Origin of the sequence: Bacillus sp. FSL K6-3312, from assembly GCF_038007485.1 — a bacterium.
Lineage (GTDB): Bacteria > Bacillota > Bacilli > Bacillales > Bacillaceae > Bacillus > Bacillus pumilus.
Genome location: NZ_JBBOXI010000001.1, coordinates 3,558,192 through 3,582,171, shown reverse-complemented (window position 1 = coordinate 3,582,171; position 23,980 = coordinate 3,558,192). Strand labels below are relative to the sequence as shown.

At 41.8% G+C, this 23,980-nt stretch carries 27 protein-coding genes; 26 read left to right on the top strand and 1 reads right to left on the bottom strand.

The features are described 5' to 3' along the window. Positions 1–91: 91 nt before the first annotated feature. The 8 genes from fsa to MHI11_RS18770 all read left to right on the top strand — a co-directional run bounded on the left by fsa (position 92) and on the right by MHI11_RS18770 (position 8,959). Entirely contained in the window at positions 92–730 is a 639-nt protein-coding gene (gene fsa / locus MHI11_RS18805; protein WP_003215343.1) for a fructose-6-phosphate aldolase, read from the top strand. Between the two features lie 247 nt (positions 731–977). After that, positions 978–2,267 carry a UDP-N-acetylglucosamine 1-carboxyvinyltransferase gene (locus tag MHI11_RS18800; protein ID WP_003214820.1) on the top strand — a complete coding sequence of 430 codons (1,290 nt, stop codon included), beginning with the start codon at positions 978–980 and terminating at the stop codon, positions 2,265–2,267. A 32-nt stretch (positions 2,268–2,299) separates the two neighbouring features. Then, entirely contained in the window at positions 2,300–3,265 is a 966-nt protein-coding gene (gene glpX / locus MHI11_RS18795; RefSeq protein WP_003214904.1) for a class II fructose-bisphosphatase, read from the top strand. 364 nt (positions 3,266–3,629) lie between these two features. After that, on the top strand, positions 3,630–4,913 hold the full coding sequence (rho, locus tag MHI11_RS18790; protein WP_044140164.1) for a transcription termination factor Rho: 1,284 nt from the start codon (positions 3,630–3,632) through the stop codon (positions 4,911–4,913). A 130-nt stretch (positions 4,914–5,043) separates the two neighbouring features. Beyond that, positions 5,044–5,244, top strand: coding sequence for a 50S ribosomal protein L31 (rpmE, locus tag MHI11_RS18785; protein WP_003215407.1), 201 nt, complete (start codon positions 5,044–5,046; stop codon positions 5,242–5,244). A gap of 87 nt (positions 5,245–5,331) precedes the next feature. Next, positions 5,332–5,934, top strand: coding sequence for a thymidine kinase (locus MHI11_RS18780; RefSeq protein ID WP_044140163.1), 603 nt, complete (start codon positions 5,332–5,334; stop codon positions 5,932–5,934). Positions 5,935–6,213: 279 nt separating this feature from the next. After that, positions 6,214–7,914 carry an oxaloacetate-decarboxylating malate dehydrogenase gene (gene malS, locus MHI11_RS18775; protein WP_340962020.1) on the top strand — a complete coding sequence of 567 codons (1,701 nt, stop codon included), beginning with the start codon at positions 6,214–6,216 and terminating at the stop codon, positions 7,912–7,914. 88 nt (positions 7,915–8,002) lie between these two features. Continuing rightward, entirely contained in the window at positions 8,003–8,959 is a 957-nt protein-coding gene (locus MHI11_RS18770) for an AEC family transporter (RefSeq protein WP_106066085.1), read from the top strand. Between the two features lie 34 nt (positions 8,960–8,993). On the opposite strand, the gene racA is transcribed toward MHI11_RS18770, so the two are convergent. Beyond that, positions 8,994–9,542 (bottom strand): chromosome-anchoring protein RacA, encoded by a 549-nt coding sequence (gene racA / locus MHI11_RS18765; protein ID WP_111911806.1) that lies wholly within the window; start codon positions 9,540–9,542, stop codon positions 8,994–8,996. A gap of 210 nt (positions 9,543–9,752) precedes the next feature. Here racA and prfA point away from each other — a divergent pair, with 210 nt between their 5' ends. The 18 genes from prfA to atpA all read left to right on the top strand — a co-directional run bounded on the left by prfA (position 9,753) and on the right by atpA (position 23,929). Continuing rightward, positions 9,753–10,820, top strand: a complete 1,068-nt coding sequence (gene prfA, locus MHI11_RS18760) for a peptide chain release factor 1 (protein WP_044140158.1) — start codon at positions 9,753–9,755, stop codon at positions 10,818–10,820. Then, entirely contained in the window at positions 10,810–11,694 is an 885-nt protein-coding gene (gene prmC, locus MHI11_RS18755) for a peptide chain release factor N(5)-glutamine methyltransferase (protein WP_106066086.1), read from the top strand. The genes prfA and prmC overlap by 11 nt, the downstream gene beginning before the upstream one ends. Before the next feature lie 142 nt (positions 11,695–11,836). Then, positions 11,837–12,316 carry a hypothetical protein gene (locus tag MHI11_RS18750; protein WP_340962352.1) on the top strand — a complete coding sequence of 160 codons (480 nt, stop codon included), beginning with the start codon at positions 11,837–11,839 and terminating at the stop codon, positions 12,314–12,316. Between the two features lie 119 nt (positions 12,317–12,435). Next, a complete protein-coding gene (gene spoIIR, locus MHI11_RS18745) occupies positions 12,436–13,092 on the top strand; it encodes a stage II sporulation protein R (RefSeq protein WP_340962015.1) in 657 nt (218 codons plus the stop codon). Between the two features lie 63 nt (positions 13,093–13,155). Beyond that, on the top strand, positions 13,156–13,599 hold the full coding sequence (locus MHI11_RS18740; protein WP_003215151.1) for a GNAT family N-acetyltransferase: 444 nt from the start codon (positions 13,156–13,158) through the stop codon (positions 13,597–13,599). A 161-nt stretch (positions 13,600–13,760) separates the two neighbouring features. Continuing rightward, the gene (locus MHI11_RS18735; protein ID WP_340962013.1) at positions 13,761–14,813 is read left to right on the top strand and encodes an L-threonylcarbamoyladenylate synthase; all 1,053 of its coding nucleotides are present in this window, start codon (positions 13,761–13,763) and stop codon (positions 14,811–14,813) included. Positions 14,814–14,873: 60 nt separating this feature from the next. Further along, positions 14,874–15,428: a manganese efflux pump MntP gene (locus MHI11_RS18730; RefSeq protein ID WP_335351373.1), complete on the top strand. Its 555-nt coding sequence runs from the start codon at positions 14,874–14,876 to the stop codon at positions 15,426–15,428. A gap of 63 nt (positions 15,429–15,491) precedes the next feature. After that, the gene (locus tag MHI11_RS18725) at positions 15,492–15,950 is read left to right on the top strand and encodes a low molecular weight protein arginine phosphatase (RefSeq protein WP_340962008.1); all 459 of its coding nucleotides are present in this window, start codon (positions 15,492–15,494) and stop codon (positions 15,948–15,950) included. A 140-nt stretch (positions 15,951–16,090) separates the two neighbouring features. After that, a complete protein-coding gene (rpiB, locus tag MHI11_RS18720; protein ID WP_044140151.1) occupies positions 16,091–16,540 on the top strand; it encodes a ribose 5-phosphate isomerase B in 450 nt (149 codons plus the stop codon). Positions 16,541–16,552: 12 nt separating this feature from the next. Further along, positions 16,553–17,092, top strand: coding sequence for a TIGR01440 family protein (locus MHI11_RS18715; protein WP_340962006.1), 540 nt, complete (start codon positions 16,553–16,555; stop codon positions 17,090–17,092). A gap of 177 nt (positions 17,093–17,269) precedes the next feature. Then, positions 17,270–18,517, top strand: a complete 1,248-nt coding sequence (glyA, locus tag MHI11_RS18710; protein ID WP_065097863.1) for a serine hydroxymethyltransferase — start codon at positions 17,270–17,272, stop codon at positions 18,515–18,517. A gap of 146 nt (positions 18,518–18,663) precedes the next feature. Then, a complete protein-coding gene (gene upp / locus MHI11_RS18705; protein WP_003214553.1) occupies positions 18,664–19,293 on the top strand; it encodes a uracil phosphoribosyltransferase in 630 nt (209 codons plus the stop codon). A 523-nt stretch (positions 19,294–19,816) separates the two neighbouring features. Beyond that, on the top strand, positions 19,817–20,200 hold the full coding sequence (locus MHI11_RS18700; RefSeq protein WP_044140148.1) for an ATP synthase subunit I: 384 nt from the start codon (positions 19,817–19,819) through the stop codon (positions 20,198–20,200). 7 nt (positions 20,201–20,207) lie between these two features. Then, positions 20,208–20,942, top strand: coding sequence for a F0F1 ATP synthase subunit A (gene atpB / locus MHI11_RS18695; protein WP_044140147.1), 735 nt, complete (start codon positions 20,208–20,210; stop codon positions 20,940–20,942). A gap of 54 nt (positions 20,943–20,996) precedes the next feature. Continuing rightward, positions 20,997–21,209, top strand: a complete 213-nt coding sequence (atpE, locus tag MHI11_RS18690) for a F0F1 ATP synthase subunit C (protein WP_044140146.1) — start codon at positions 20,997–20,999, stop codon at positions 21,207–21,209. Between the two features lie 131 nt (positions 21,210–21,340). Beyond that, positions 21,341–21,862: a F0F1 ATP synthase subunit B gene (gene atpF, locus MHI11_RS18685; protein ID WP_044140145.1), complete on the top strand. Its 522-nt coding sequence runs from the start codon at positions 21,341–21,343 to the stop codon at positions 21,860–21,862. Next, a complete protein-coding gene (locus tag MHI11_RS18680; RefSeq protein WP_034660287.1) occupies positions 21,859–22,404 on the top strand; it encodes a F0F1 ATP synthase subunit delta in 546 nt (181 codons plus the stop codon). The genes atpF and MHI11_RS18680 overlap by 4 nt, the downstream gene beginning before the upstream one ends. A 16-nt stretch (positions 22,405–22,420) precedes the next feature. Continuing rightward, positions 22,421–23,929 carry a F0F1 ATP synthase subunit alpha gene (gene atpA, locus MHI11_RS18675; RefSeq protein WP_034660286.1) on the top strand — a complete coding sequence of 503 codons (1,509 nt, stop codon included), beginning with the start codon at positions 22,421–22,423 and terminating at the stop codon, positions 23,927–23,929. The last annotated feature ends 51 nt before the right edge of the window (positions 23,930–23,980 follow it).

The following is a 23,980-nucleotide window of genomic DNA, read 5'->3' as shown; positions in this document are numbered from 1 at the left end:
CCTGAGTCACAGGCGGTTTTCTCCATATCTTGAGAAAGCGCAATCAAAATTTACATTTCAGACAATTTATTGATAGGAGAGTGGCACGGTTATGTTATTTTTCGTAGATACAGCGAATATCGCAGACATCAAAGAGGCGCACGAGCTTGGCATTTTAGCAGGCGTCACAACAAACCCTAGTTTAGTAGCGAAAGAAAAGGACGTATCATTCCACGACCGTCTTCGCGAAATCACTGACGTGGTATCAGGTTCTGTCAGTGCAGAAGTCATTTCCCTCAAAGCAGAAGAAATGATTGAAGAAGGAAAAGAGCTTGCTGCCATTGCACCAAATATCACGGTTAAAATCCCAATGACAACAGATGGTCTTAAAGCTGTCAAAGCGTTAACAGACCTTGGAATTAAAACAAACGTCACTTTGATTTTTAGTGCAAACCAGGCACTTCTTGCAGCTAGAGCTGGTGCGACATATGTCTCTCCATTCCTCGGCCGCTTAGATGATATTGGCCAAAATGGTCTCGATCTCATCAGTGAAGTGAAAACCATTTTTGATGTTCATGGCTTAGATACACAAATCATTGCTGCATCCATTCGTCATCCGCAGCACGTGACAGAAGCTGCACTTAGAGGTGCTCATATCGGCACAATGCCGCTGAAAGTCATCAAGCAGCTGACGAAACACCCATTAACGGATGCGGGCATTGAGCAATTTTTAGCTGACTGGAATAAATAAGTGATTGTGGCAGGCGGGATTGTCTCCTGCTTGCCGCAGTTTTCCTTAAAAACGCTAAGAAATGTTTTGTGCAAAGAAGAGAACATCACAGCCTCGCAAAGCTTCGATTATTTTTCTTCCGACAAATTTCGTTTAACCTGTATTCTTTCTCTTGATATTGGCTAAATTTTGGACAAGACCTTTTAAAGCGCGACATCCACAAACAGTATAACTCCAACAGTGATCTTCTTTAAGAAGGGAGACAAATATGGAAAAGTTAAACATTGCCGGCGGTGACCCCTTGCGCGGGACCGTACATATTAGTGGTGCGAAAAATAGTGCAGTGGCACTGATTCCTGCCACGATTCTCGCTGATTCTCCAGTAACGATTGAGGGCCTTCCGCATATTTCAGATATTGACACATTACGAGATCTGTTAGAAGAGATTGGCGGAAAGGTCACATTTGAAAAAGGTGAAATGGTCGTCAATCCTGCTTCCATGATCAGTATGCCGCTTCCTAATGGGAAAGTGAAGAAACTGCGTGCGTCTTATTATTTAATGGGCGCTATGCTGGGAAGATTCAAGCAAGCTGTCATTGGGCTGCCAGGAGGGTGCCACTTAGGACCTAGGCCGATCGATCAGCATATTAAAGGCTTTGAAGCACTCGGAGCCGAGGTGACAAACGAGCAGGGTGCCATTTATTTGCGCGCTGAAAAATTAGTCGGAGCCCGTATTTACCTTGATGTGGTCAGTGTAGGTGCGACCATCAATATCATGCTGGCAGCCGTACTGGCTGAAGGAAAAACGGTGATTGAAAATGCCGCAAAAGAACCCGAAATTATTGATGTAGCGACACTGCTTGCAAGCATGGGAGCCAAAATCAAAGGTGCGGGTACTGATGTGATTCGAATCGAAGGTGTAGAATCTCTTCATGGCTGTAAGCATTCCATCATCCCTGACCGTATAGAAGCAGGCACATTTTTAATTGCTGGTGCTGCGATGGGGGATGAAGTTGTACTTGATAATGTGATCCCAACTCATTTAGAATCAATTACGGCGAAACTTAGAGAGATGGGGTTCACCATTGAAACAAGCAACGATCAGATGCTGATCGTTGGCAGAAACGAAGGACTCAAGCCTGTCGATATCAAAACCCTTGTGTATCCGGGCTTTCCGACGGACCTTCAGCAGCCGATGACGGCGCTGTTAACAAAGGCGAAAGGCACGAGTGTGGTCACAGATACGATCTACTCAGCCCGCTTTAAGCACATTGACGAATTACGCCGAATGGGGGCAAACATGAAGGTCGAAGGAAGATCTGCCATTATCACTGGACAGACTCAGCTTCAAGGAGCAAAGGTGAAAGCAAGTGACCTGCGTGCAGGTGCTTGTCTCGTCGTTGCAGGGCTAATGGCAGACGGTGTGACCGAAATCACAGGGCTTGAACATATAGACAGAGGATATAGTTTGCTTGAGAAGAAGCTTGAAGGCTTGGGTGCAACCATCTGGCGTGAAAAGCTGAGTGACCAAGAAATAGAAGAACTTCAAAATTCATAAGGCTTTGACTGTGAGAGGAGATTTGGACAAAAATGGAAAGAAGTTTATCGATGGAACTAGTACGGGTGACAGAAGCAGCTGCGTTAAAATCTGCTCGTTGGATGGGAAGAGGATTAAAAGACGAAGCAGATGATGCTGCAACAAGCGCAATGCGTGATGTATTTGATACCATTCCGATGAAAGGAACAGTGGTCATTGGCGAGGGGGAAATGGACGAAGCACCAATGCTTTACATTGGGGAAAAGCTTGGGAACGGATACGGACCTCGCGTGGATGTAGCTGTTGATCCATTAGAAGGAACAAATATTGTGGCAAGTGGCGGCTGGAATGCCCTAGCTGTTATTGCAGTTGCAGATCATGGCAATTTGCTGAATGCACCTGATATGTACATGGATAAGATCGCAGTAGGTCCAGAAGCGGTAGGCTGCATCGACATTGAAGCGCCTGTCATTGACAATCTTCGCGCTGTAGCAAAAGCAAAAAACAAAGATATTGAAGATGTGGTTGCAACGATTTTAAACAGAGATCGACATGAGAAAATCATTGCTGAACTGAGAGAAGCAGGAGCAAGAATCAAACTGATCGATGATGGTGACGTTGCAGGAGCCATTAATACAGCATTTGATCATACAGGTGTTGATATTCTATTTGGTTCAGGCGGAGCGCCCGAAGGTGTCCTTTCTGCTGTTGCGTTAAAGGCACTTGGTGGTGAAATCCACGGAAGGCTTCTTCCTCAAAGTGAAGAAGAATTAAGACGCTGTGAGAAAATGGGGCTAGATGTTGGCAAAGTCCTAAGAATGGAAGACCTCGTGAAAGGCGACGACGCCATTTTTGCAGCGACTGGTGTAACAGACGGTGAGCTATTAAAAGGTGTTCAATTCAAAGGCTCTGTTGGAACAACACATAGCGTTGTTATGCGTGCGAAATCAGGTACAGTTCGTTTCGTAGACGGCAGACATAGCTTAAAGAAAAAACCGAATCTTGTCATTCGTCCGTAATCTGAAAGCGGGTATTTATTACCCGCTTTTCATATAGGTGTCAAATGTATATCATTTTCTTTTTAAAGTTGAATATTCTCTGCAAATGAGGTAAAACTAAAGAGTGCTGCGAAATTTTCTGCGAATTTACTTCTTTTAAGCTTCAACAAGTTTAAATACTGCCGCATCATGACGATATACTCATTATCCTTCTCTATGTTGACAAAGCTCGAGTTCACATTGTTCCTATCTTTACGATAAAACGAGTGGGAGCGTTACCATGAGAGCGAGGTCATTCCAACAAAAACGGAATTAAAAGCTAATCAAATACAATGGTCATGCATTTGTAATGAAATACATTGACTAGAAAAGTGTGGTGTCCATATTGAAAGATGTTTCGATTTCATCTTTGGAAAATATGAAATTAAAAGAGCTGTATGAGTTAGCAAAAAAGTACAAAATCTCTTATTACAGCAAACTAACAAAAAAAGAATTAATTTTTGCCATCTTAAAGGCGAACGCTGAGCAAGAGGATCTCTTATTTATGGAAGGGGTTCTTGAAATTATTCAGTCTGAGGGTTTTGGTTTCTTAAGACCAATTAACTACTCCCCAAGTTCTGAAGACATTTATATTTCAGCTTCACAAATCAGACGCTTTGATTTGCGAAACGGAGATAAGGTGTCTGGAAAGGTACGACCTCCAAAAGAGAATGAACGCTACTATGGCCTCCTTCATGTCGAAGCGGTAAATGGGGACGACCCAGAATCAGCTAAGGAACGTGTTCACTTTCCTGCACTCACGCCGCTATTCCCTGATCGTCAAATGATTCTTGAAACACAGCCTAATCACCTGTCTACTAGAATTATGGATATGATGGCGCCAGTTGGGTTTGGGCAGCGTGGTTTAATTGTTGCACCGCCTAAGGCTGGGAAAACCATTTTGCTCAAAGAAATTGCCAACAGCGTTTCTGAAAATCACCCAGAGTCAGAGCTGATTGTCCTTTTGATAGACGAACGCCCGGAGGAAGTAACAGATATCGAACGTTCTGTTGCAGGGGATGTTGTTAGTTCAACCTTTGACGAAGTACCGGAAAACCACATTAAAGTAGCAGAGCTTGTATTAGAGCGTGCGATGCGTCTTGTTGAACATAAGAAAGATGTCATCATCTTAATGGACAGCATCACAAGGCTTGCTCGTGCATACAACCTTGTCATCCCGCCAAGCGGCCGAACGCTTTCCGGCGGTATTGATCCAGCGGCTTTCCACCGTCCAAAACGCTTCTTTGGTGCTGCGCGTAACATTGAAGAAGGCGGAAGCTTGACGATTTTAGCCACTGCGCTTGTTGATACGGGATCACGTATGGATGATGTGATTTATGAGGAATTTAAGGGGACGGGGAACATGGAGCTTCATTTGGACCGCTCTCTTGCAGAAAGAAGAATTTTCCCAGCGATCGACATTCGTCGTTCTGGTACGAGAAAAGAAGAACTGCTTGTACCAAAAGAGCATCTTGATCGTTTATGGGCGATGAGAAAATCGATGTCAGATACACCTGACTTTGCTGAGAAATTCATGCGCAAAATGAGAAAAACAAAGACAAACCAAGAGTTTTTTGATATTTTAACGCAAGAATGGAAACAAGCGAACATGTCTGCATCAAGAAGATAGTTTGTTGAAAAAATACATTTGCAATCATAGACTCACACTGTTATAATTTCATCATGTGCGTTTCAGAATTTATTCTGAGATATTAACTCTGTTTCCGAATTGGATTCAGGGCGGAAGGAGATGACAGTAGATGAAAACAGGAATTCATCCTAACTACAAAAAAGCTACAGTCAAATGCGCTTGTGGAAATGAGTTTGAAACTGGATCAGTAAAAGAAGAGGTACGCATCGAGATTTGCTCTGAATGCCATCCTTTCTATACAGGCCGTCAAAAATTCGCTTCTGCTGATGGACGTGTTGACCGCTTTAACAAAAAATACGGTCTTAAGTAATAATAGATACAATAAACAGGCAGGAATCCGTTCTTGCCTGTTTTTTTACGTGGATTGATGGAACTTTAAAACGGGGGAGAAGACCTTATGTATGTGATGAAACAAAGCGGTTGGCTTGAAGTCATCTGCGGAAGTATGTTTTCTGGAAAGTCGGAAGAATTGATTCGGAGAGCCAAAAGGGCCACCTTTGCCAAACAAGAAGTAAAAATATTCAAACCAGCGATTGATAACCGGTATAGTACAAGCTCAGTTGTTTCACATAACGGTTCATCGGTCGATGGGATTGCAGTAGCCTCACCAAAAGACATAATAACGCACATATCAGAAAGAACCGATGTCATTGGCATAGATGAGGTGCAATTTTTTGATGAGACAATCATTGACATTGTCACTCAATTGGCTGATAAAGGTTACCGAGTCATTGTTGCAGGCCTTGATCAAGACTTCAGAGGAGAGCCATTTGGTGTTGTTCCGCATTTAATGGCATGTGCAGAGCTTGTAACAAAACTTCAAGCAGTTTGTTCGGTATGCGGCTCCCCAGCGAGTAGAACACAACGCTTGATCGACGGTAAACCCGCATCCTATGATGATCCCATTATTTTAGTAGGTGCGCAGGAATCATACGAAGCACGATGCAGACATCACCATGAAGTATCAAGACTTGACGTTGGTACAACACTTGACAATTAAAAAAATAGCAAATGCCGCTGTGTTTCGTTTTTCGAGATTTTGGCTGAACACCCATCATTTGTACTTAAATAAATTAAATAACGCTACGAAAAAATTATCTAATTTTCAACGCTTGCGTTTTAGTATAAGCAGGCATAAAATGACTAACTGTAGTGTAAAGCATTTTAACGAAAAGTTCGATTTCTTGTCATAATTTTTTTGATTAAGGATTATTCTCCTTAATCGTTCTTTAAATTAATAGTTCACTTTATTTATATTTTAGAAAGAGGGTAGTTTTTGATGAACAACGTGAAGAAAACAAAAGAAGGGTACCTCGAAACCACTTTGACAGGTAAAGATGTATTATCGATTCCAACGTTGAACAAAGGCGTTGCTTTCTCTGAAGAAGAAAGACAAGAGCTTGGACTAGAAGGCTTACTTCCTCCAACTGTTCTCACTTTAGAACAACAAGCGGAGAGAGCGTACAAGCAATTTCTAGCACAGCCAGATCGTCTTCGTCAAAACGTATACTTAAGTGATTTGCAAAACCGTAACGAAGTATTGTTCTATAAGCTTATATCAGACAAGCTTCGTGAAATGCTTCCTGTTGTGTACACACCAACTGTTGGAGAAGCGATTCAAGAATACAGCCATGAATACAGAAGACCTCATGGTGTCTATCTTTCAATCAACAACATTGACGGCATTGAGAAAGCATTTGAAAACTTACATGCAACAGCAGGAGATATCGACCTTATCGTAGCAACTGACTCTGAGAGCATTCTTGGAATTGGTGACTGGGGTGTCGGTGGTATCAACATCGCAATTGGTAAATTAGCTGTTTACACGGCTGCTGCAGGTATTGATCCAAGCCGCGTGATTCCAGTCGTATTAGATGTTGGAACAAACAATGAAAAATTATTGAATGATCCATTATACATCGGAAACCATCACAAACGTGTACAAGGTGAAAAATACGAAGAATTCATTGATGCATATGTAAAAGCAGCGCTTAAATTCTTCCCGAAAGCATTGCTTCACTGGGAAGACCTTGGAAACAAAAACGCGCGTAACATCATGAAAAAATACAATGATAACATCCTAACGTTCAATGATGATATTCAAGGTACTGGTGCCATTACTTTAGCGGGTGTACTTGCAGCTGTCAAGAAAACTGGTACACAATTGAAAGATCACCGTATTGTGATTTTCGGAGCAGGATCAGCTGGTATCGGAATCGCAGATCAAGTGCGTGACACAATGGTACTTGAAGGTCTGACTGAAGAAGAAGCAAACAATGCATTCTGGACATTAGACTACAGAGGGTTGTTAACAGATCAATTTGAAGATGAAGTGCTTGATTTCCAAAAACCATACCTTCGTTCTTCTGATGAAGTAGAAGGCTGGGCTCGTGATGAAAAAGGGCAAATCTCATTTGCTGAAACTGTTCGCAGGGTGAAGCCAACGATTCTAATTGGTACATCAGGTCAAGGCGGCGCATTCACTGAAGAAATCATTAAAGAAATGGCAGCTCATACAGAGCGTCCAGTGATCATGCCAATGTCTAACCCAACACCACTTGCTGAGGCAGTGCCAGAGGATCTGTTTAAATGGACAGACGGCCGTGTATTGATTGCAACAGGAAGTCCGTTCGAAAACGTTGAGTATAACGGAATTGAACATGAAATTGGACAATCAAACAATGCGTTCGTTTTCCCTGGACTTGGTCTTGGTTCAATCGTAACGGAATCTAAAATCATCACAAAAGGCATGTTCGTTGCTTCTGCGGATGCGATTGCTGAAATGGTTGATCATGATAAACCATGTGCTGGTCTTCTTCCAAGCATTGATAAATTGCAAGAAGTTTCGATCAAAGTGGCCATTGAAGTGGCAAAAGCAGCAATTAAAGATGGTGTCGCAAGAAGAACGCCTGACGACATTGAACAAGCTGTGAAAGATGCAATGTGGATTCCTGAATATAAAAAAATTGTAAGAGCATAATAAATTGTGTAACGCGGCATTGTTTAGGGTAATTTAAACAATGCCGCAATAAATAGAAACTTGTAAGGATTTAAGGAGGAAGAGTAAGATGGACTTTTTAAATATTTTGATCCTCCTAGCACCGATTTTTTTCGTTATCGCGCTGGGTTGGTTCGCAGGGAACTTCGGCAGCTATGACGCTAAATCTGCGAAAGGTGTAAGTACACTTGTTACAAAGTATGCTTTGCCAGCGCACTTTATCGCCAGCATTCTGTCAACACCAAAAGATAAATTCTACAGTCAAATTCCATTTTTCGTTGCATTGATTTTCGGAATCGTTGGTTTTTATATTATTATCCTTTTAGTTACGAAATTTGCTTTTAAATATGATTTAACAGATTCATCTGTTTTCTCGTTAAACTCAGCACAACCGACCTTTGCATTTATGGGGATTCCGGTCTTGGGCAGTTTATTTGGGGCTCAAGAAGTTGCAATTCCGATTGCTATTACCGGAATAGTTGTAAATGCATTGCTTGATCCAATTGCCATTATTGTGTCAACTGTCGGTGAAAAAACAAAAGGAAAAGCCAAAGACGGCGAAAGTTTCTTAAAAATGACGACAAAAGCGATTTTGCATGGTTTATCAGAGCCGCTTGCACTTGCACCGCTAGCAAGTATCATTCTTGTTCTTTTAGGATTTAAACTTCCTGCAATTGGACATGAAATGCTAGAGGAAATCGGAAGTGTGACGTCGGGGGTTGCGCTATTCGCAGTCGGTGTCACTGTAGGTATTCGAAAAATTAAATTGAGCTTACCAGCATTTAGTATTGCACTACTAAAAGTAGCTGTACAACCGGTTCTTATGTATCTTATCGCCATTTTTATGGGTCTTTCAGCGGATGAAATTACAAAAGCTGTATTGCTTGTTGCCTTCCCAGGTTCAGCTGTTGCAGCAATGATCGCAACACGATTTGAGAAACAAGAGGCAGAAACTGCATCCGCATTTGTGATCAGTGCCATCATGTCACTCATTACATTACCAATCATTATTGCGCTTACCGTATAATATAGTAGAAAGGCTGCCTAACGAGGCAGCCTTTTTAGCGAAATGAATGAAACATAGGGAAGAGCGCACGCTTTTTTTTGAGGTCAGTGTGCGTGATTTCCTTTTTTTCTTCTATTTGAGAGGGTTGTTTCAAGCTCCCAGCAAGATGCTCAAGTTTAGTGGTGAGATCTTCAATTTCTCTACGGTGCTGGAGCAGCTGATATGATACACCTTCATCTGCTTTTTTAGCCAGTTTCCGTTCGAGTTCTTGCAGTCGTTTTTCTACATCAGTGCTGTGTAATTGCTGCTGAATGAGCTGATTCACTTGCTTTTCTAATGCTTCAATCCGCTTTGTGGAGGCATCAGTTTCTGCAGCAGGCGATAACTGTTGAACGGTTTCCGCGTGGATTGGCAATCGAATGTCTTGAAGGATCACACCCTCACTCATTTGGTGTTTGACTTCTTTGAGAAGCTGTACAATATCTTCATGAAATTCATAATGTCCAAGTTCATTCCGGGCGACAGGGATGTTGAGCTGTTTGACCCAACGCTGAATCGTTTTTGAAGAAACGCCAATTTCTTTTGCAACCTCATTTGTATTCAAACCAAATGCCCTCCCTTTTTTCAATTATAAGTACCATTCTCTTCAAGAAGGACCTGTTCCTTCACGTTAGACAAAACAAGTAACCAATCGCCAAAGATCGTGTTTTCTAGCGAAAAATTGCAGAAAATCAATTGTTTTGGAAATTTTTTTGACTGTCATACCCCGCTATACTATAATTAGACTGTTACGCACAAAACAGAGGTGAAGACCATGTTAGACCGTTTAAAATCAATTGAAGAACGCTATGAAAAGCTAAATGAATATTTAAGTGACCCTGAAGTGGTGAACGACCCTAAGAAGCTTCGTGAATATTCAAAGGAACAATCTGATATTCAAGAAACTGTTGAGGTATATAGACAATATCGTGCGGCATACGACCAGTTGAGCGAAGCGAAAGCAATGCTGGAAGAAAAGCTGGATGCCGAGATGCGCGACATGGTCAAAGAAGAAATTTCAGAGCTCACAGAGGAAACGGAACGCTTAGAAGACGAGCTGAAAATCTTGCTGATCCCGAAAGATCCGAATGACAACAAAAACGTTATTGTTGAGGTTCGTGGTGCAGCAGGAGGAGAAGAGGCCGCGCTTTTTGCTGGAAACCTTTACCGTATGTACAGCCGTTATGCTGAAATGCAGGGCTGGAAAACAGAAGTAATGGAAGCGAGTGTGACTGGAACTGGCGGTTATAAAGAGATTATCTTTATGATCAGCGGGAAAGGCGCATATTCCAAACTAAAGTTTGAAAACGGTGCACACCGCGTGCAGCGTGTTCCGGAAACGGAATCAGGCGGACGGATTCATACATCAACAGCGACAGTTGCTGTCTTGCCCGAGGCTGAAGAAGTTGAAATTGATATCCACGAAAAAGACATCCGTGTAGATACTTTCACATCAAGCGGACCTGGCGGACAAAGTGTTAACACAACCATGTCTGCTGTTCGATTAACTCACCTACCAACAGGCGTGGTTGTATCCTGTCAGGATGAGAAATCACAAATCAAAAACAAAGAAAAAGCCATGAAAGTGTTACGTGCAAGAATTTATGATAAATTCCAGCGTGAAGCACAGGCTGAATATGATCAAACGCGTAAATCTGCTGTTGGAACAGGGGATCGTTCAGAGCGTATTCGTACGTACAACTTCCCACAAAACCGTGTAACAGACCACCGCATCGGATTAACGATTCAAAAGCTTGATCAAATTTTAGAAGGAAAACTTGACGAGATCATAGATGCATTAATTATGGAAGACCAAGCAAGAAAGCTTCAAAATGCAAAATAATCAGCGAACCAATTTTGAAGCCCTTAAATGGGCTTCTTCTTTGTTAACGGAAGCCGGTAGAGACCAAAACGCAGCAGAGCTCCTTTTGATGCATGTACTGGGCATAAGCAGAAGTGAACTTCTTGCACGTTTTCATGATCAGCTGCCAGAGGAGCAAGATCGGTTGTTCAGCGAGTTAGTCACGCAGCACAAGAAAGGCGTGCCTGTTCAGCATCTAACAGGTATTGAATTCTTTTACGGCCGTCCATTCGAGGTGAACAAACATGTTCTCATTCCTCGCCCTGAAACGGAAGAGGTCGTTTTGGCGGCGCTGAATTTGATGAGTGACATCTTCCCGCACGATCAGCCGCTCAAAGCAGTAGACGTTGGCACCGGAAGCGGGGCAATTGCGATTACGCTCGCTCTTGAGAAAGAAACACTATCTGTCACAGCAACGGATATTTCACATGAAGCACTTGCGGTAGCAAAGCGGAATCAACAAGCGCTAGGTGCAGACGTCCATTTTTTACAAGGGGACTTACTCGAACCTATCAAAGATCAGGGCATCAAAGTGGATCTGTTTATTTCCAATCCACCTTATATTGCGGCAGAAGAAATGGACAGCTTGTCAGAGGTGGTTACGAAGCATGAACCAGTAAATGCGCTGACAGATGGACGTGATGGTCTGTGGTTTTATAAGCATCTCATTCGTGATCTTCACCATGTACTTCATAAACAGGCGGTCGTTGTCTTTGAAATTGGACATACGCAAGGGCAAGATGTAAAAGCACTTCTCTTGCAGTCATTTCCCGCGGCAGATGTCCGCATCGTCAAGGATATTAATGGGAAAGACCGAGCTGTTTGCGCACACATTCAAAACGGAAAGTCCGGCTGAATAAAGTCGGACTATTTTATTATGTAAAGATGAAACTTATGGTAAAAGAGAAACGTATATATAGAAGAATGAACATTCTGATCATGATTTTTTTACATAAATTTGTTTTGAAGGAGCGAATGGTGTGAACAGAAGGTATGCGATGGTGTTGGTCATCGTCAGTGTACTATTGATTGTGAGTGCTTGTGGCAAACCGAGCTTTAAAAAAGAAGCAGCAGCATTTGGAGAAAGCTATAAAAAAGCACAATACACAGTGAATCGAACAGATGACCTAACTGATATGAAGGAGAAGCTGAAGTCTTATTTAACCGAGCATGAATATCAAGAATATACACAAGACAGCATGTTCCCAAGCGTGTTAGAAGCAGCAAAGGATCAAGATTGTCAAATTAAGCTGAAGAATATTACGTTTACGCCTTCAGATGAAAGCGATGACAGAATTGAATTTAACTATGAAATGATGATTCAATTTATTAATCAAAACGGAAAAGTCAAAAAAGAAATCAAGAAAAAAGGAGCAATGACTGTCATCAAAACAGATGCAGGGTTAAAAATCAGCCGAGATTGGGATGGAAGACTGTACCCTTCCGATTACCAATCCTCACTCCAAAGCCGTTCTTAATGGAACGGTTTTTTTTATTTGACTCATAATCTATTAAAAAAATCATTTTTCCTGTTTATGAGACGGGTTTCCTGGACACAATGTTTGTAGCGAAGAGAAAAAGTAGGGGGGAACACATCATGTTTAAAAGTAAAATGATGATTTGTCTTTATATGTTTCTATTATTATGCGGTGCTTTTGCAAACCTTGGCAGAGAGGAGACAGCGGCTGCTTCTGCAAATCAGCCTGTTGTGATACCAGATGAAGCCATTCGATTACGCATTTTAGCAAATAGTGATCGTTCAGCAGATCAGGATGTGAAAAGAAGCATTCGAGACGAAGTCAATGCCAATATGACAGAATGGGTCAAAGACCTTACATCCATTGAAGAAGCAAGACGTGTGATTCGGTCCAAGCTGCCAGAAATCAATCGTATTGCCAAAGCGAAATTGAAGGAGCAGCACATTGATCAATCCGTATCAGTCAGTTTTCAAAAAGCCTCATTTCCAACAAAGCTCTATGGAAATTTCGTTTATCCTGCAGGGAAATATGAAGCCATTTTAATTACGCTTGGAGAAGGGGATGGAGCCAATTGGTGGTGTGTATTATTCCCGCCGCTCTGCTTTATCGATTTTTCAAATGGAGAAGCCATCGCGTCGCCAGAGGGGGATGAGGATAACGAAGTGACAGCACAGCAAACAGATGAATCTGTGAATGAAGTGGTCAAAGAAGAGAAAGAAGAGAAGGGTGAAGTGAAATTCTTTTTATTCGAATGGGTCTCTAGTCTTTTCTCCTAAAAAAGGTATAAATCTGTTTTTGCCTCATAGAGTTGAAGTAAGAGATCAAAAAGAGGTGAAAGCATGTTTTATCAATTAAGAATAGCCACAGAAGAAGATGCCCCAGCGATCAATGCTTTTCTTGAAAAGGGACAAGCGAAAGGCGGCGTCACGCTTGCAGAGCGTACGACATTTGTTGTCATGGAAGATGCAGAAGGTCAGCTGGCAGGGTGTTTAGGTCTTGAACAGCTTAGTGAACAAGAGGGCTTGCTCCGGTCTCTTGTCATATCAGATAAACTAGGTCAAGGACACATCGTGTCTTTGTTCCAAAGTGTTCAAACGCTCGGAGGGAAAATAGGTGTGGATACGTTTTATGTCGTTGCCAACCACTCCTCTTCGCATGACTTTTTGGCATTGATGGGCTTCACGGCTTTAGAGGATATTCCAGAAAGCATGTGGGTATCTGCACATGCAAAAGAGATCTTAGCGAAAGAACAGGCTGTGGTTCTTCAAAAAAAAGCCAGTTAATCACAATATATTGAACTTATACACATACTTATCCACTGTTAAACAAGCGTTATCCACAAATTGTGGACAACGCTTGTTTTATTGATCATCATCTTTTATACTTTCAAAAGGATAATTGAGATATATCAACAGTTTTATCTTTTTTAAAAGGAGTTTGTATGATGTTAAATACAAAAAGGTGGTCTGTGGATTTAGAAAAGGATTTATCCACATACTATCCACAAATTGAACAGGCAGCGTTGTTATTGCAGCAAAACGAAGTGGTCGCTTTTCCGACAGAGACAGTGTATGGACTAGGGGCTAATGCGAAAGACACAGAAGCTGTCATGAAAATATATGAAGCGAAAGGGCGTCCAAGTGATAATCCATTGATTGTCCACATTGCGGAGATTGAGCAGCTTCATGAATTTGCACAAATAGAAAGCGAAAAAGCAAAGGCATTGATGGATGCCTTTTGGCCGGGTGCTTTAACCATTGTTCTTCCGTGTAAGCCGGGCGCTTTATCAAAGCAGGTCACGGCAGGTTTATCCACGGTCGGTGTGAGAATGCCTGACCATCCGATTGCGCTGGAGCTTATCCGAACGGCTTGCCTGCCGATTGCCGCACCAAGTGCCAACCGTTCAGGCAAACCATCACCAACACAAGCTGACCATGTAGCGAGTGATCTCGATGGAAGAATCGCTGGGATTGTCGATGGTGGTTCAACTGGTATTGGCGTTGAGTCAACGGTTGTATCCTGTGTCGACGAGATTCCAGTCATCCTAAGGCCGGGCGGAATTACAAAAGAAGCTTTAGAAGAGGTAGTAGGAACGGTCAGTATTGACCCAGGGCTGACAAAAAAGGACGAGGCGCCTGTATCGCCAGGGATGAAATACACACACTATGCCCCTGAAGCTAAAATGTACCTCTTTTTTGGAAGTGATGAAGAGATGCAGCTTCACATTCAAACATACCAAGCAGCAGGTTTAAAAGTTGGTGTGCTGACAACAGAAGAAAAGAAATCGTTGTTTGCGGCAGATGTTGTTTTCAGCTGTGGATGGAGAGAAAAACCTGAAACGATAGCGGCGAACTTATATCGTGTACTGAGACAATTTGATGAGACAGATGTAGATGTTATTGTTTCAGAAGCCTTTTCAGAACAGGGGGTTGGTTCAGCAATTATGAACCGTCTGCAAAAAGCGGCAGGAGGCCGAATCCTCTCTTCATTCAAATAGTTCTAACCCTTCTTGGACAAACATAGGTTAAAGGAGAATGTGTGTCCAAGGGGGATTTACATGTACGAACTAGCTGGCGAATTGCTGACGCTCAGCATCATGGCTTTTGCACTGGGGATGGATGCTTTTTCGGTTGGACTTGGCATGGGAATGATTCAGCTGAGGTTCCGCCAGATCATTTATATTGGACTTGTCATTGGGATATTTCATATGTTTATGCCGCTTTTTGGTATGTTAACAGGTCAGCTCTTATCAGGCTGGCTCGGTCTCCTTGCCACCTATATCGGCGGGGCGCTGCTTTTGGTGCTCGGGCTGCAAATGATCATTGCGTCTATTCGCAAAGAAGATAAACCATTTATCGCACCTGTGGGCACTGGTCTTGTTCTTTTTGCAACAAGTGTCAGCTTAGATAGTTTTTCCGTTGGTTTAAGCCTTGGAATTTACGGTTCTCGCGTGTGGATGACCATTTTATTGTTTGGTTTTTTTAGTATGATCCTCACATGGCTTGGGTTATTTCTCGGTAAACAAGTTCGATCATGGGTGGGATCATATAGCGGGGCGCTTGGCGGAATCATTTTACTAGCCTTTGGTATCAAATTATTATTTCCGCTCTAGTCAGTCTCCTTACATAACATGTAGAATGAAATGCTATATAATAGAAGAAAAGGAGGGCGAAAGATGAAAATCTTATTTGTTTGTACGGGAAATACATGCAGAAGTCCGATGGCTCAAGCCCTTTTTGCTTCAATTGCACATGATAAAGGTTTAGAGGTCACTGTTAAATCAGCGGGCATTTTTGCCTCAGATGCTGGGAAGGCTTCTCCTCAAGCGGTCGAAGCGTTATTTGAGAAAAGCATTCCGCTGAATCACTCTTCAGCAAAACTGACAGAGGATCTTCTGCGAGAAGCTGATTACGTTTTCACCATGACCATGCAGCATAAACAGTTGATTATGGATCAATATGCACATGTAAAAGACAAGATCTTCACTCTAAAGGAATTCGCGACAGGAACAGAAGGCGATGTTTCCGATCCATTTGGAGGAAGCCTGTCTGTTTATCAGGAAACACGTGATGAACTTGAAGCATTGCTCCATCAGCTGGCTGAGAAATTGAAAAAGGATCGGACATCCTCATAATGGACAACCTGTAAAACCGTTGCAACAACGGTTTTTCTGCTTTTATTTGCAAATGACTAAGCAGAGGTTAAAATATAACTGTAAATAAAAAATAAATGTAAGGCTTAACAGATCAACTCACCCTTAGGAGGAATTGCCCGATGAAAGTAGCTATTGCATCCGATCACGGCGGAACGAATATTCGTGAAGAAATCAAACAACTGATGGATGAATTGAAGATTGAATACATTGATATGGGTTGTGAATGTGGATCAGGTTCTGTAGACTACCCAGATTATGCTTTTCCTGTAGCCAATATGGTGGTAAACGGAGAAGTTGACCGCGGCATTTTAATTTGCGGGACAGGCATCGGTATGAGTATCTCGGCAAACAAAGTAAAAGGAATTCGCTGTGCGCTGGCGCATGATACATTTAGTGCGAAAGCGACTAGAGAACATAATGATACAAACGTCCTTGCAATGGGAGAACGAGTCATTGGACCTGGATTAGCACGTGAGATTGCACATATTTGGCTGACAACAGAATTTACGGCAGGACGACATGCTGTACGGATTGGTAAGATTGCTGATTACGAAGAAAAGCACCTATAAGGAGCGCTTAACATGAACATTGGTCAAGATTGGCTTGAAATGTTAAAAGAGTTTCATCAAATGGTCGAACTGCGTGCTGGGCAAATCTTAGTGTTCGGCTGCAGTACATCAGAAGTGGCTGGTGAGCATATTGGGACAGCAGGAAATGAGCAAATAGCTGCGTCCATTTATCAAGAATTGGATCAGCTAAGACGAGAGACCGGTATTGACCTCGCTTTCCAGTGCTGTGAGCATTTGAATCGTGCTCTTGTTGTGGAAGAAGAAGTGGCTTTCCGGCTTAACCTAGAGATTGTGGCGGCAGTACCTGTCCGAAAGGCGGGTGGTTCGATGGCGGCTCATGCGTATCAGCACATGGAACATCCTGTGTTAGTTGAATCCATCGAGGCGCATGCTGGAATCGATATCGGTGATACATTAATTGGGATGCATCTAAAGAGAGTCGCTGTACCTGTTCGCCTTAGTCGTCATCAATTAGGACATGCACATGTGACGTTTGCGAAAACGCGTCCGAAGCTGATTGGCGGAGAACGAGCGGTTTATACAAGATCTTAGCTTAGATATATTTCTAATATAATGTTGAATGATGAAGGCGCTTCACCACTTGAACATTCGGTTTTTCGCAAAAAAAGAAGTCAATTTCCCAAAAAAACTTTTACATTTCACTCAAAAACCGTGTACAATGAGATGGTGAAAACATCGAATGGAAATAGATTGGAGAGGATTTCGCTGATGAAACATTTACCTGAGCAAGACGCACAAGTATTCAAGGCAATTCAACTAGAGCGGAAACGCCAGCAAGACAAAATTGAATTAATTGCATCAGAAAACTTTGTAAGCGAAGCAGTCATGGAAGCGCAGGGCTCTGTATTAACAAACAAATATGCAGAGGGCTACCCTGGTAAACGCTACTATGGCGGTTGTGAACATGTAGACGTTGTAGAAGATATCGCACGTGACCGCGCAAAAGAAATTTTTGGCGCTGAGTATGTGAACGTACAGCCTCACTCAGGTGCTCAAGCGAACATGGCCGTATACTTTACCATTCTTGAGCATGGCGATACAGTGCTAGGTATGAACTTATCACATGGCGGGCATTTAACACACGGAAGCCCTGTTAACTTTAGTGGTGTACAGTACAACTTTGTAGAATATGGTGTTGATAAAGAAACGCAGCATATCGACTATCAAGATGTACTTGAAAAAGCACGTGAACATAAGCCAAAGCTAATTGTTGCGGGTGCAAGTGCATACCCACGTCAAATTGATTTCAAAAAGTTCCGTGAGATTGCGGATGAAGTCGGTGCTTACTTTATGGTCGACATGGCTCACATTGCAGGTCTTGTTGCAGTAGGTCTTCATCCAAATCCAGTTCCTTATGCAGATTTTGTGACAACGACAACTCACAAAACATTGCGTGGACCTCGCGGCGGAATGATTTTATGCCGTGAAGAGTTTGGTAAAAAGATCGACAAATCGATCTTCCCTGGTATTCAAGGTGGACCACTGATGCATGTCATCTCTGCAAAAGCTGTTTCTTTCGGTGAAGTATTGAACGGAGATTTTAAAACGTATGCACAAAATGTCATTGACAATGCGAAGCAGCTAGCTGAAACCCTTTTATCAGAAGATATTCAGCTTGTGTCCGGTGGAACGGATAATCATCTTGTTCTTATCGACTTGCGTTCTCTTGGCATTACAGGAAAAATTGCAGAAAATGTTCTTGATGAAATCGGTATTACAGTGAACAAAAATGCGATTCCTTATGATCCAGAAAAACCTTTTGTCACAAGTGGTGTACGTGTTGGTACAGCAGCAGTGACAAGCCGCGGTTTCGATCAAGAGGCGATGAAAGAAGTAGGTTCCATTATTGCGCTTGCTCTAAAACATCATGAAAATGAAGCGAAATTAGAAGAAGCGAAAAAGCGTGTATCTGATCTAACTGCCCGCTTTCCTCTATATAACGAATTAGATTATTAAAAGCAGACCCATTTGCCTATTTTTGGCATGTGGGTTTTTTTTGTAGGATTTGCGAATCATATTGAAAGATGATGTCTTTTTATGTAGAATTGTAGGAAGTGTGCAAAGTTCACCGGAAGATGACAGAAAAGGAGTTGTAGCAAGCAATGGCAAAGGTTTATGTATTTGATCACCCGCTTATTCAACACAAACTTACATATATTCGTGACGTTCATACAGGAACAAAAGAATTTAGAGAGCTAGTGGATGAAGTCGCAACATTAATGGCATTTGAAATCACAAGAGATTTACCGCTTGAAGAGGTAGATGTAGAAACACCTGTACAAGTAGCGAAATCAAACGTGATCTCAGGGAAGAAACTCGGTGTTGTGCCAATTTTAAGAGCAGGTCTTGGAATGGTGGACGGGATTTTGAAACTCATTCCAGCTGCTAAAGTGGGACATGTCGGTTTATACCGTGATCCGAAAACATTAAAGCCTGTTGAATATTATGTGAAGCTTCCATCTGATGTGGAAGAGCGTGAATTTATCGTAGTAGATCCAATGCTTGCAACTGGAGGTTCAGCAGTCGAAGCATTGAACAGCTTGAAAAAACGCGGGGCAAAAAACATTCGCTTCATGTGTCTGATTGCTGCTCCTGAAGGTGTAGAAGAAATGCAAAAGCATCATCCTGACGTTGATATCTACATTGCAGCATTAGATGAGAAATTAAACGAAAAAGGTTACATTATCCCAGGCCTTGGTGATGCTGGTGACCGTATGTATGGAACGAAATAATTAACAAAGAAGTCATGTACATATCATGTACTTGACTTCTTGGTTTTAAAAAATGCTCTTATTTAAATTTTTAAAGGACGTTCGTCATAGGGAGTCCTGTTATGAACCTTGGGAATTCTCATATTTCTCGAGTGCTTTGTGATATTTTTATACAATTATGTTGAAAATGTGAACATTCTGTGTGCGCCAATATTTATAGAAAAGTTTTTTAACTTTCAACTGATTGACACATCATAGAGCCTATTGTATGCTAAACGAGGGTATTATGGTAAGGTTTTCATAGCCTATAGCACTCTATCAATCCTCAATATGAATCCTAAAAAACCCCGAAAAAAATGGGTTCATACCAGCTAATGAAGCAGAACCCCATAAATTTTAAGATGTCAAGTCTGATTGCACAATCAGTTTCTTGGTGATTTGTTTTTCTGAATAGAACGGCGTAAAAACAAATGTCTTTTCTATGGATTTAATCACCATTTATTGACTTTTTTCACAAAATTCTTCATCAGGAGATAGATATTTGATGGATGAGCCAAACCTTATTTTTCGTAGGCAAAGTAAATATTTGTTATATATCTTGGCTGCATTTGTTTTAGGTTATGCATTGCCAAGTTATAAAACAATATTTCTTGGTTTAATTATCGGCACGTTATTCAGTTTTTTTAATTTACTGCTTGTGATTCGAAGAATGAATGCTTTTGATCACTCCATTGAAACAGGTAAACCTGTGCGATCTCTAGGAAGTGCGGCAAGATGGTGCAACGGACTTATCGCAGTTGCCATTGCTTGGCGTTACCCAGAATATGTTCATCTGGTAGGTATTGTTTTTGGATTAATGACAATTTATCCTGTCATTATGATAGATTCCTTCATTCAGCTTAAACGCTCTACAACGGAAGAGAGGTGAATACTCTTTGAACCACGGTGCAAGAACAGAAGAATTTCTAGGATTAACATTTAATATGTCCAATGTTCTTATGATTACTGTAGCCAGCATCATCGTTTTTCTCATTGCAGTTCTTACTACACGTACATTGGCAATCCGTCCAACCAAGGCACAAAACTTTATGGAATGGGTTGTTGATTTCGTCCGTAATATTATTGGAAGCTCGATGGACATGAAGACAGGTGCTCCTTTTATTGCACTTGGCGTCACATTGCTTATGTACATATTTGTCTCTAATATGCTTGGTTTACCATTTGCCATTACTATTGGAAATGAGCTTTGGTGGAAATCACCTACTGCTGATCCAGGCATTACACTCACTCTAGCGATTACTGTTGTGGGTCTGTCTCATTACTATGGGATTAAACATAGAGGAATGAAGAATTATGTAAAAGGTTTCCTCGCGCCTATTCCATTTCTATTCCCGCTTAAGATTATTGAAGAATTTGCAAACACGCTAACGCTCGGTTTGCGTCTTTATGGTAATATTTTCGCCGGGGAAATCTTGCTTGGTCTAATTGCAGGATTATCCACGAATTTTTATGCTCAAAATATTGGGCTTGGCATCGTCGGAACAATTGGTGCGATTGTGCCAATGCTTGCTTGGCAAGGTTTCAGTCTGTTTATTGGAGCCATCCAAGCATTCATTTTCACTATGCTGACAATGGTGTACATTTCTCATAAAGTCAGCGACGAACATTAATTTTAAAATTTTCTTGTCCTTATGTGGACGTAAATTAAAGGAGGAGCTTTATAAATGAATATTTTAGCAGCAGCAATTGCAATTGGTTTAGCAGCACTAGGTGCAGGTATTGGTAACGGTTTAATCGTTTCAAGAACAGTAGAAGGTATTGCTCGTCAACCAGAAGCTGGAAGAGAGTTAAGAACAGTTATGTTCATCGGGGTTGCATTAGTTGAGGCCGTTCCGATCATCGCAGTAGTTATCGCATTCCTTGCATTCTTTGGTTAATGTGTTAAGAACTGCACTATAGACTATATGAGACGAAATGGCGAAGATCATTCTAGACAGAACCTTCGCCATTCCTTTATGTTTTATGGTTTCTTAACAATTAACTTTAGGAAGGGAGTTGCCTAACAAATATGTCACAGTTACCAATGGTACTAGGAGCAAGTACTGGTGTATTTACAGGTGGAGATATGATTTTCCAACTTTTAAGTTTGCTCATCTTGCTTGCACTTTTAAAGAAATTTGCGCTTAAGCCTTTATTAGGGATTATGAAACAGCGTGAAGATTATATAGGAAATGAAATTTCAAGTGCTGAACAAAAGCACGTTCAAGCTGAAAAGCTTCTTGAAGAACAACGTGTCTTATTGAAAGAAGCACGCGAAGAATCACATACACTCATCGAAAATGCGAAAAAGATTGGTGAGAAGCAAAAAGAAGAGATCATTCAAGCAGCACGTCAAGAGTCAGAGCGCTTGAAAGAGTCTGCTAGAACTGAAATCGTGAAAGAAAAAGAACAAGCTGTGGCTGCACTGCGCGAGCAGGTTGCATCACTATCTGTACTTATTGCATCTAAAGTGATTGAAAGAGAACTTGATGAGCAAGCACAAGAGAAATTGATTCAAGAGTATCTTAAAGAGGCAGGCGAAAGCCGATGAGCGTGACTATTGTCTCTAAGCGTTACGCTTCTGCTCTTTTTGACATCGTTCTTGCTTCTTCGGCAGTAGACGAAACTGAAAAAGAGCTGAATGAGATCAAAAAAGTTCTAAAGGCTGACCAAGAATTGAATGACTTTCTTGTTCATCCAAAGATTACGGCAGACAAAAAGAAACATTTGATTGCAGAAGCTTTCAAAGGTGTTTCGACACATGTATTGCACACAATGTATTTATTAATTGACCGCGGGCGCACGAATATTTTCTCTGAAATGACGTCTGAGTTTGTGAAACTGGCAAACCGCACGAAACAAATAGACGATGCGGTCGTGTATTCAGTGAAACCGCTGAGCGGCGCTGAAATTCAATCTTTATCTGAAGTATTTGCCAAAAAAGCCGGAGTCACATCACTGCGTGTTGAAAATGTGATTGACAAGGATCTAATAGGCGGAGTGAAAATCCGTATCGGAAACCGCATTTATGACGGCAGTGTCAGCGGAAAGCTTTCCCGCATTGAACGTCAGCTTGCAGGCGAAAATCGTTAGAAGGGGTGAAACCTTAGTGAGTATCAAAGCTGAAGAGATTAGCGCGCTGATAAAGCAGCAAATCCAAAACTATCAATCTGAAATTGAAGTAAAAGATGTCGGTACAGTCATTCAAGTAGGGGACGGTATCGCGCGTGTACATGGCCTTGACAACATTATGGCAGGAGAGCTGGTTGAGTTCTCTAACGGTGTAATGGGTATGGCTCAAAACCTTGAGGAGTCTAACGTAGGTATCGTTATTTTAGGACCTTACAAAGATATCCGCGAAGGTGATGATGTAAAACGTACAGGTCGTATCATGGAGGTTCCAGTAGGTGAAGAGTTAATCGGACGTATTGTGAACCCACTTGGTCAGCCTGTTGATGGACTAGGTCCAATTTTAACAAGCAAAACTCGTCCAATCGAAAGTGAAGCACCAGGCGTTATGGATCGTAAATCTGTACATGAGCCGCTTCAAACAGGGATTAAAGCAATTGATGCCTTGATTCCAATCGGACGTGGACAGCGTGAATTGATCATTGGTGACCGTCAAACAGGTAAAACATCTGTTGCAATTGATACGATCCTAAACCAAAAAGATCAAGACATGATCTGTATTTATGTAGCGATCGGACAAAAGGAATCAACGGTTCGTGGTGTTGTTGAAACACTTCGTAAGCATGGTGCGCTTGATTACACAATTGTAGTCACAGCTTCTGCATCACAGCCAGCTCCGCTACTTTACCTTGCTCCTTATGCAGGTGTAACGATGGGTGAGGAATTCATGTATAACGGCAAGCACGTACTTGTTGTATATGATGACCTTTCTAAACAAGCGGCAGCTTACCGTGAGCTTTCATTATTGCTTCGTCGTCCTCCAGGTCGTGAGGCATTCCCTGGTGATGTTTTCTATCTTCACTCTCGCTTATTAGAGCGTGCAGCGAAGCTTAGTGACGAAAAGGGTGGCGGTTCTATCACAGCATTGCCTTTCGTAGAAACGCAAGCTGGCGATATCTCTGCATATATCCCAACAAACGTTATTTCAATCACAGATGGACAGATTTTCTTACAATCTGACCTCTTCTTCTCAGGCGTACGTCCAGCAGTAAACGCAGGATTGTCTGTATCCCGTGTAGGTGGTTCTGCACAAATCAAAGCGATGAAAAAGGTAGCAGGTACACTTCGTCTGGATCTTGCTTCTTATCGTGAGCTTGAAGCATTCGCTCAATTTGGATCTGATCTAGACCAAGCGACTCAAGCAAAATTAAACCGTGGTGCTAGAACAGTTGAAGTCTTAAAACAAGACTTGAACAAACCGCTTAAAGTTGAAAAACAAGTAGCGATTCTTTATGCACTTACAAGAGGATACTTAGACGATGTCGCGATTGCTGATGTCAAACGTTTCGAAGCTGAATTATTCATGTACATTGAAGAAAACCATAAAGACTTGTTTGACACGATCTCTCAAACAGGAAACATGCCTGCTGATGAAGAGTGGAATACAGCAATCGAAGGCTTTAAACGTACGTTTGCACCAAGCAACTAATTAGTAATCTTTCCGAGAGAAAAAGATTCTCTTTTTCTCTCTTTTCACGTA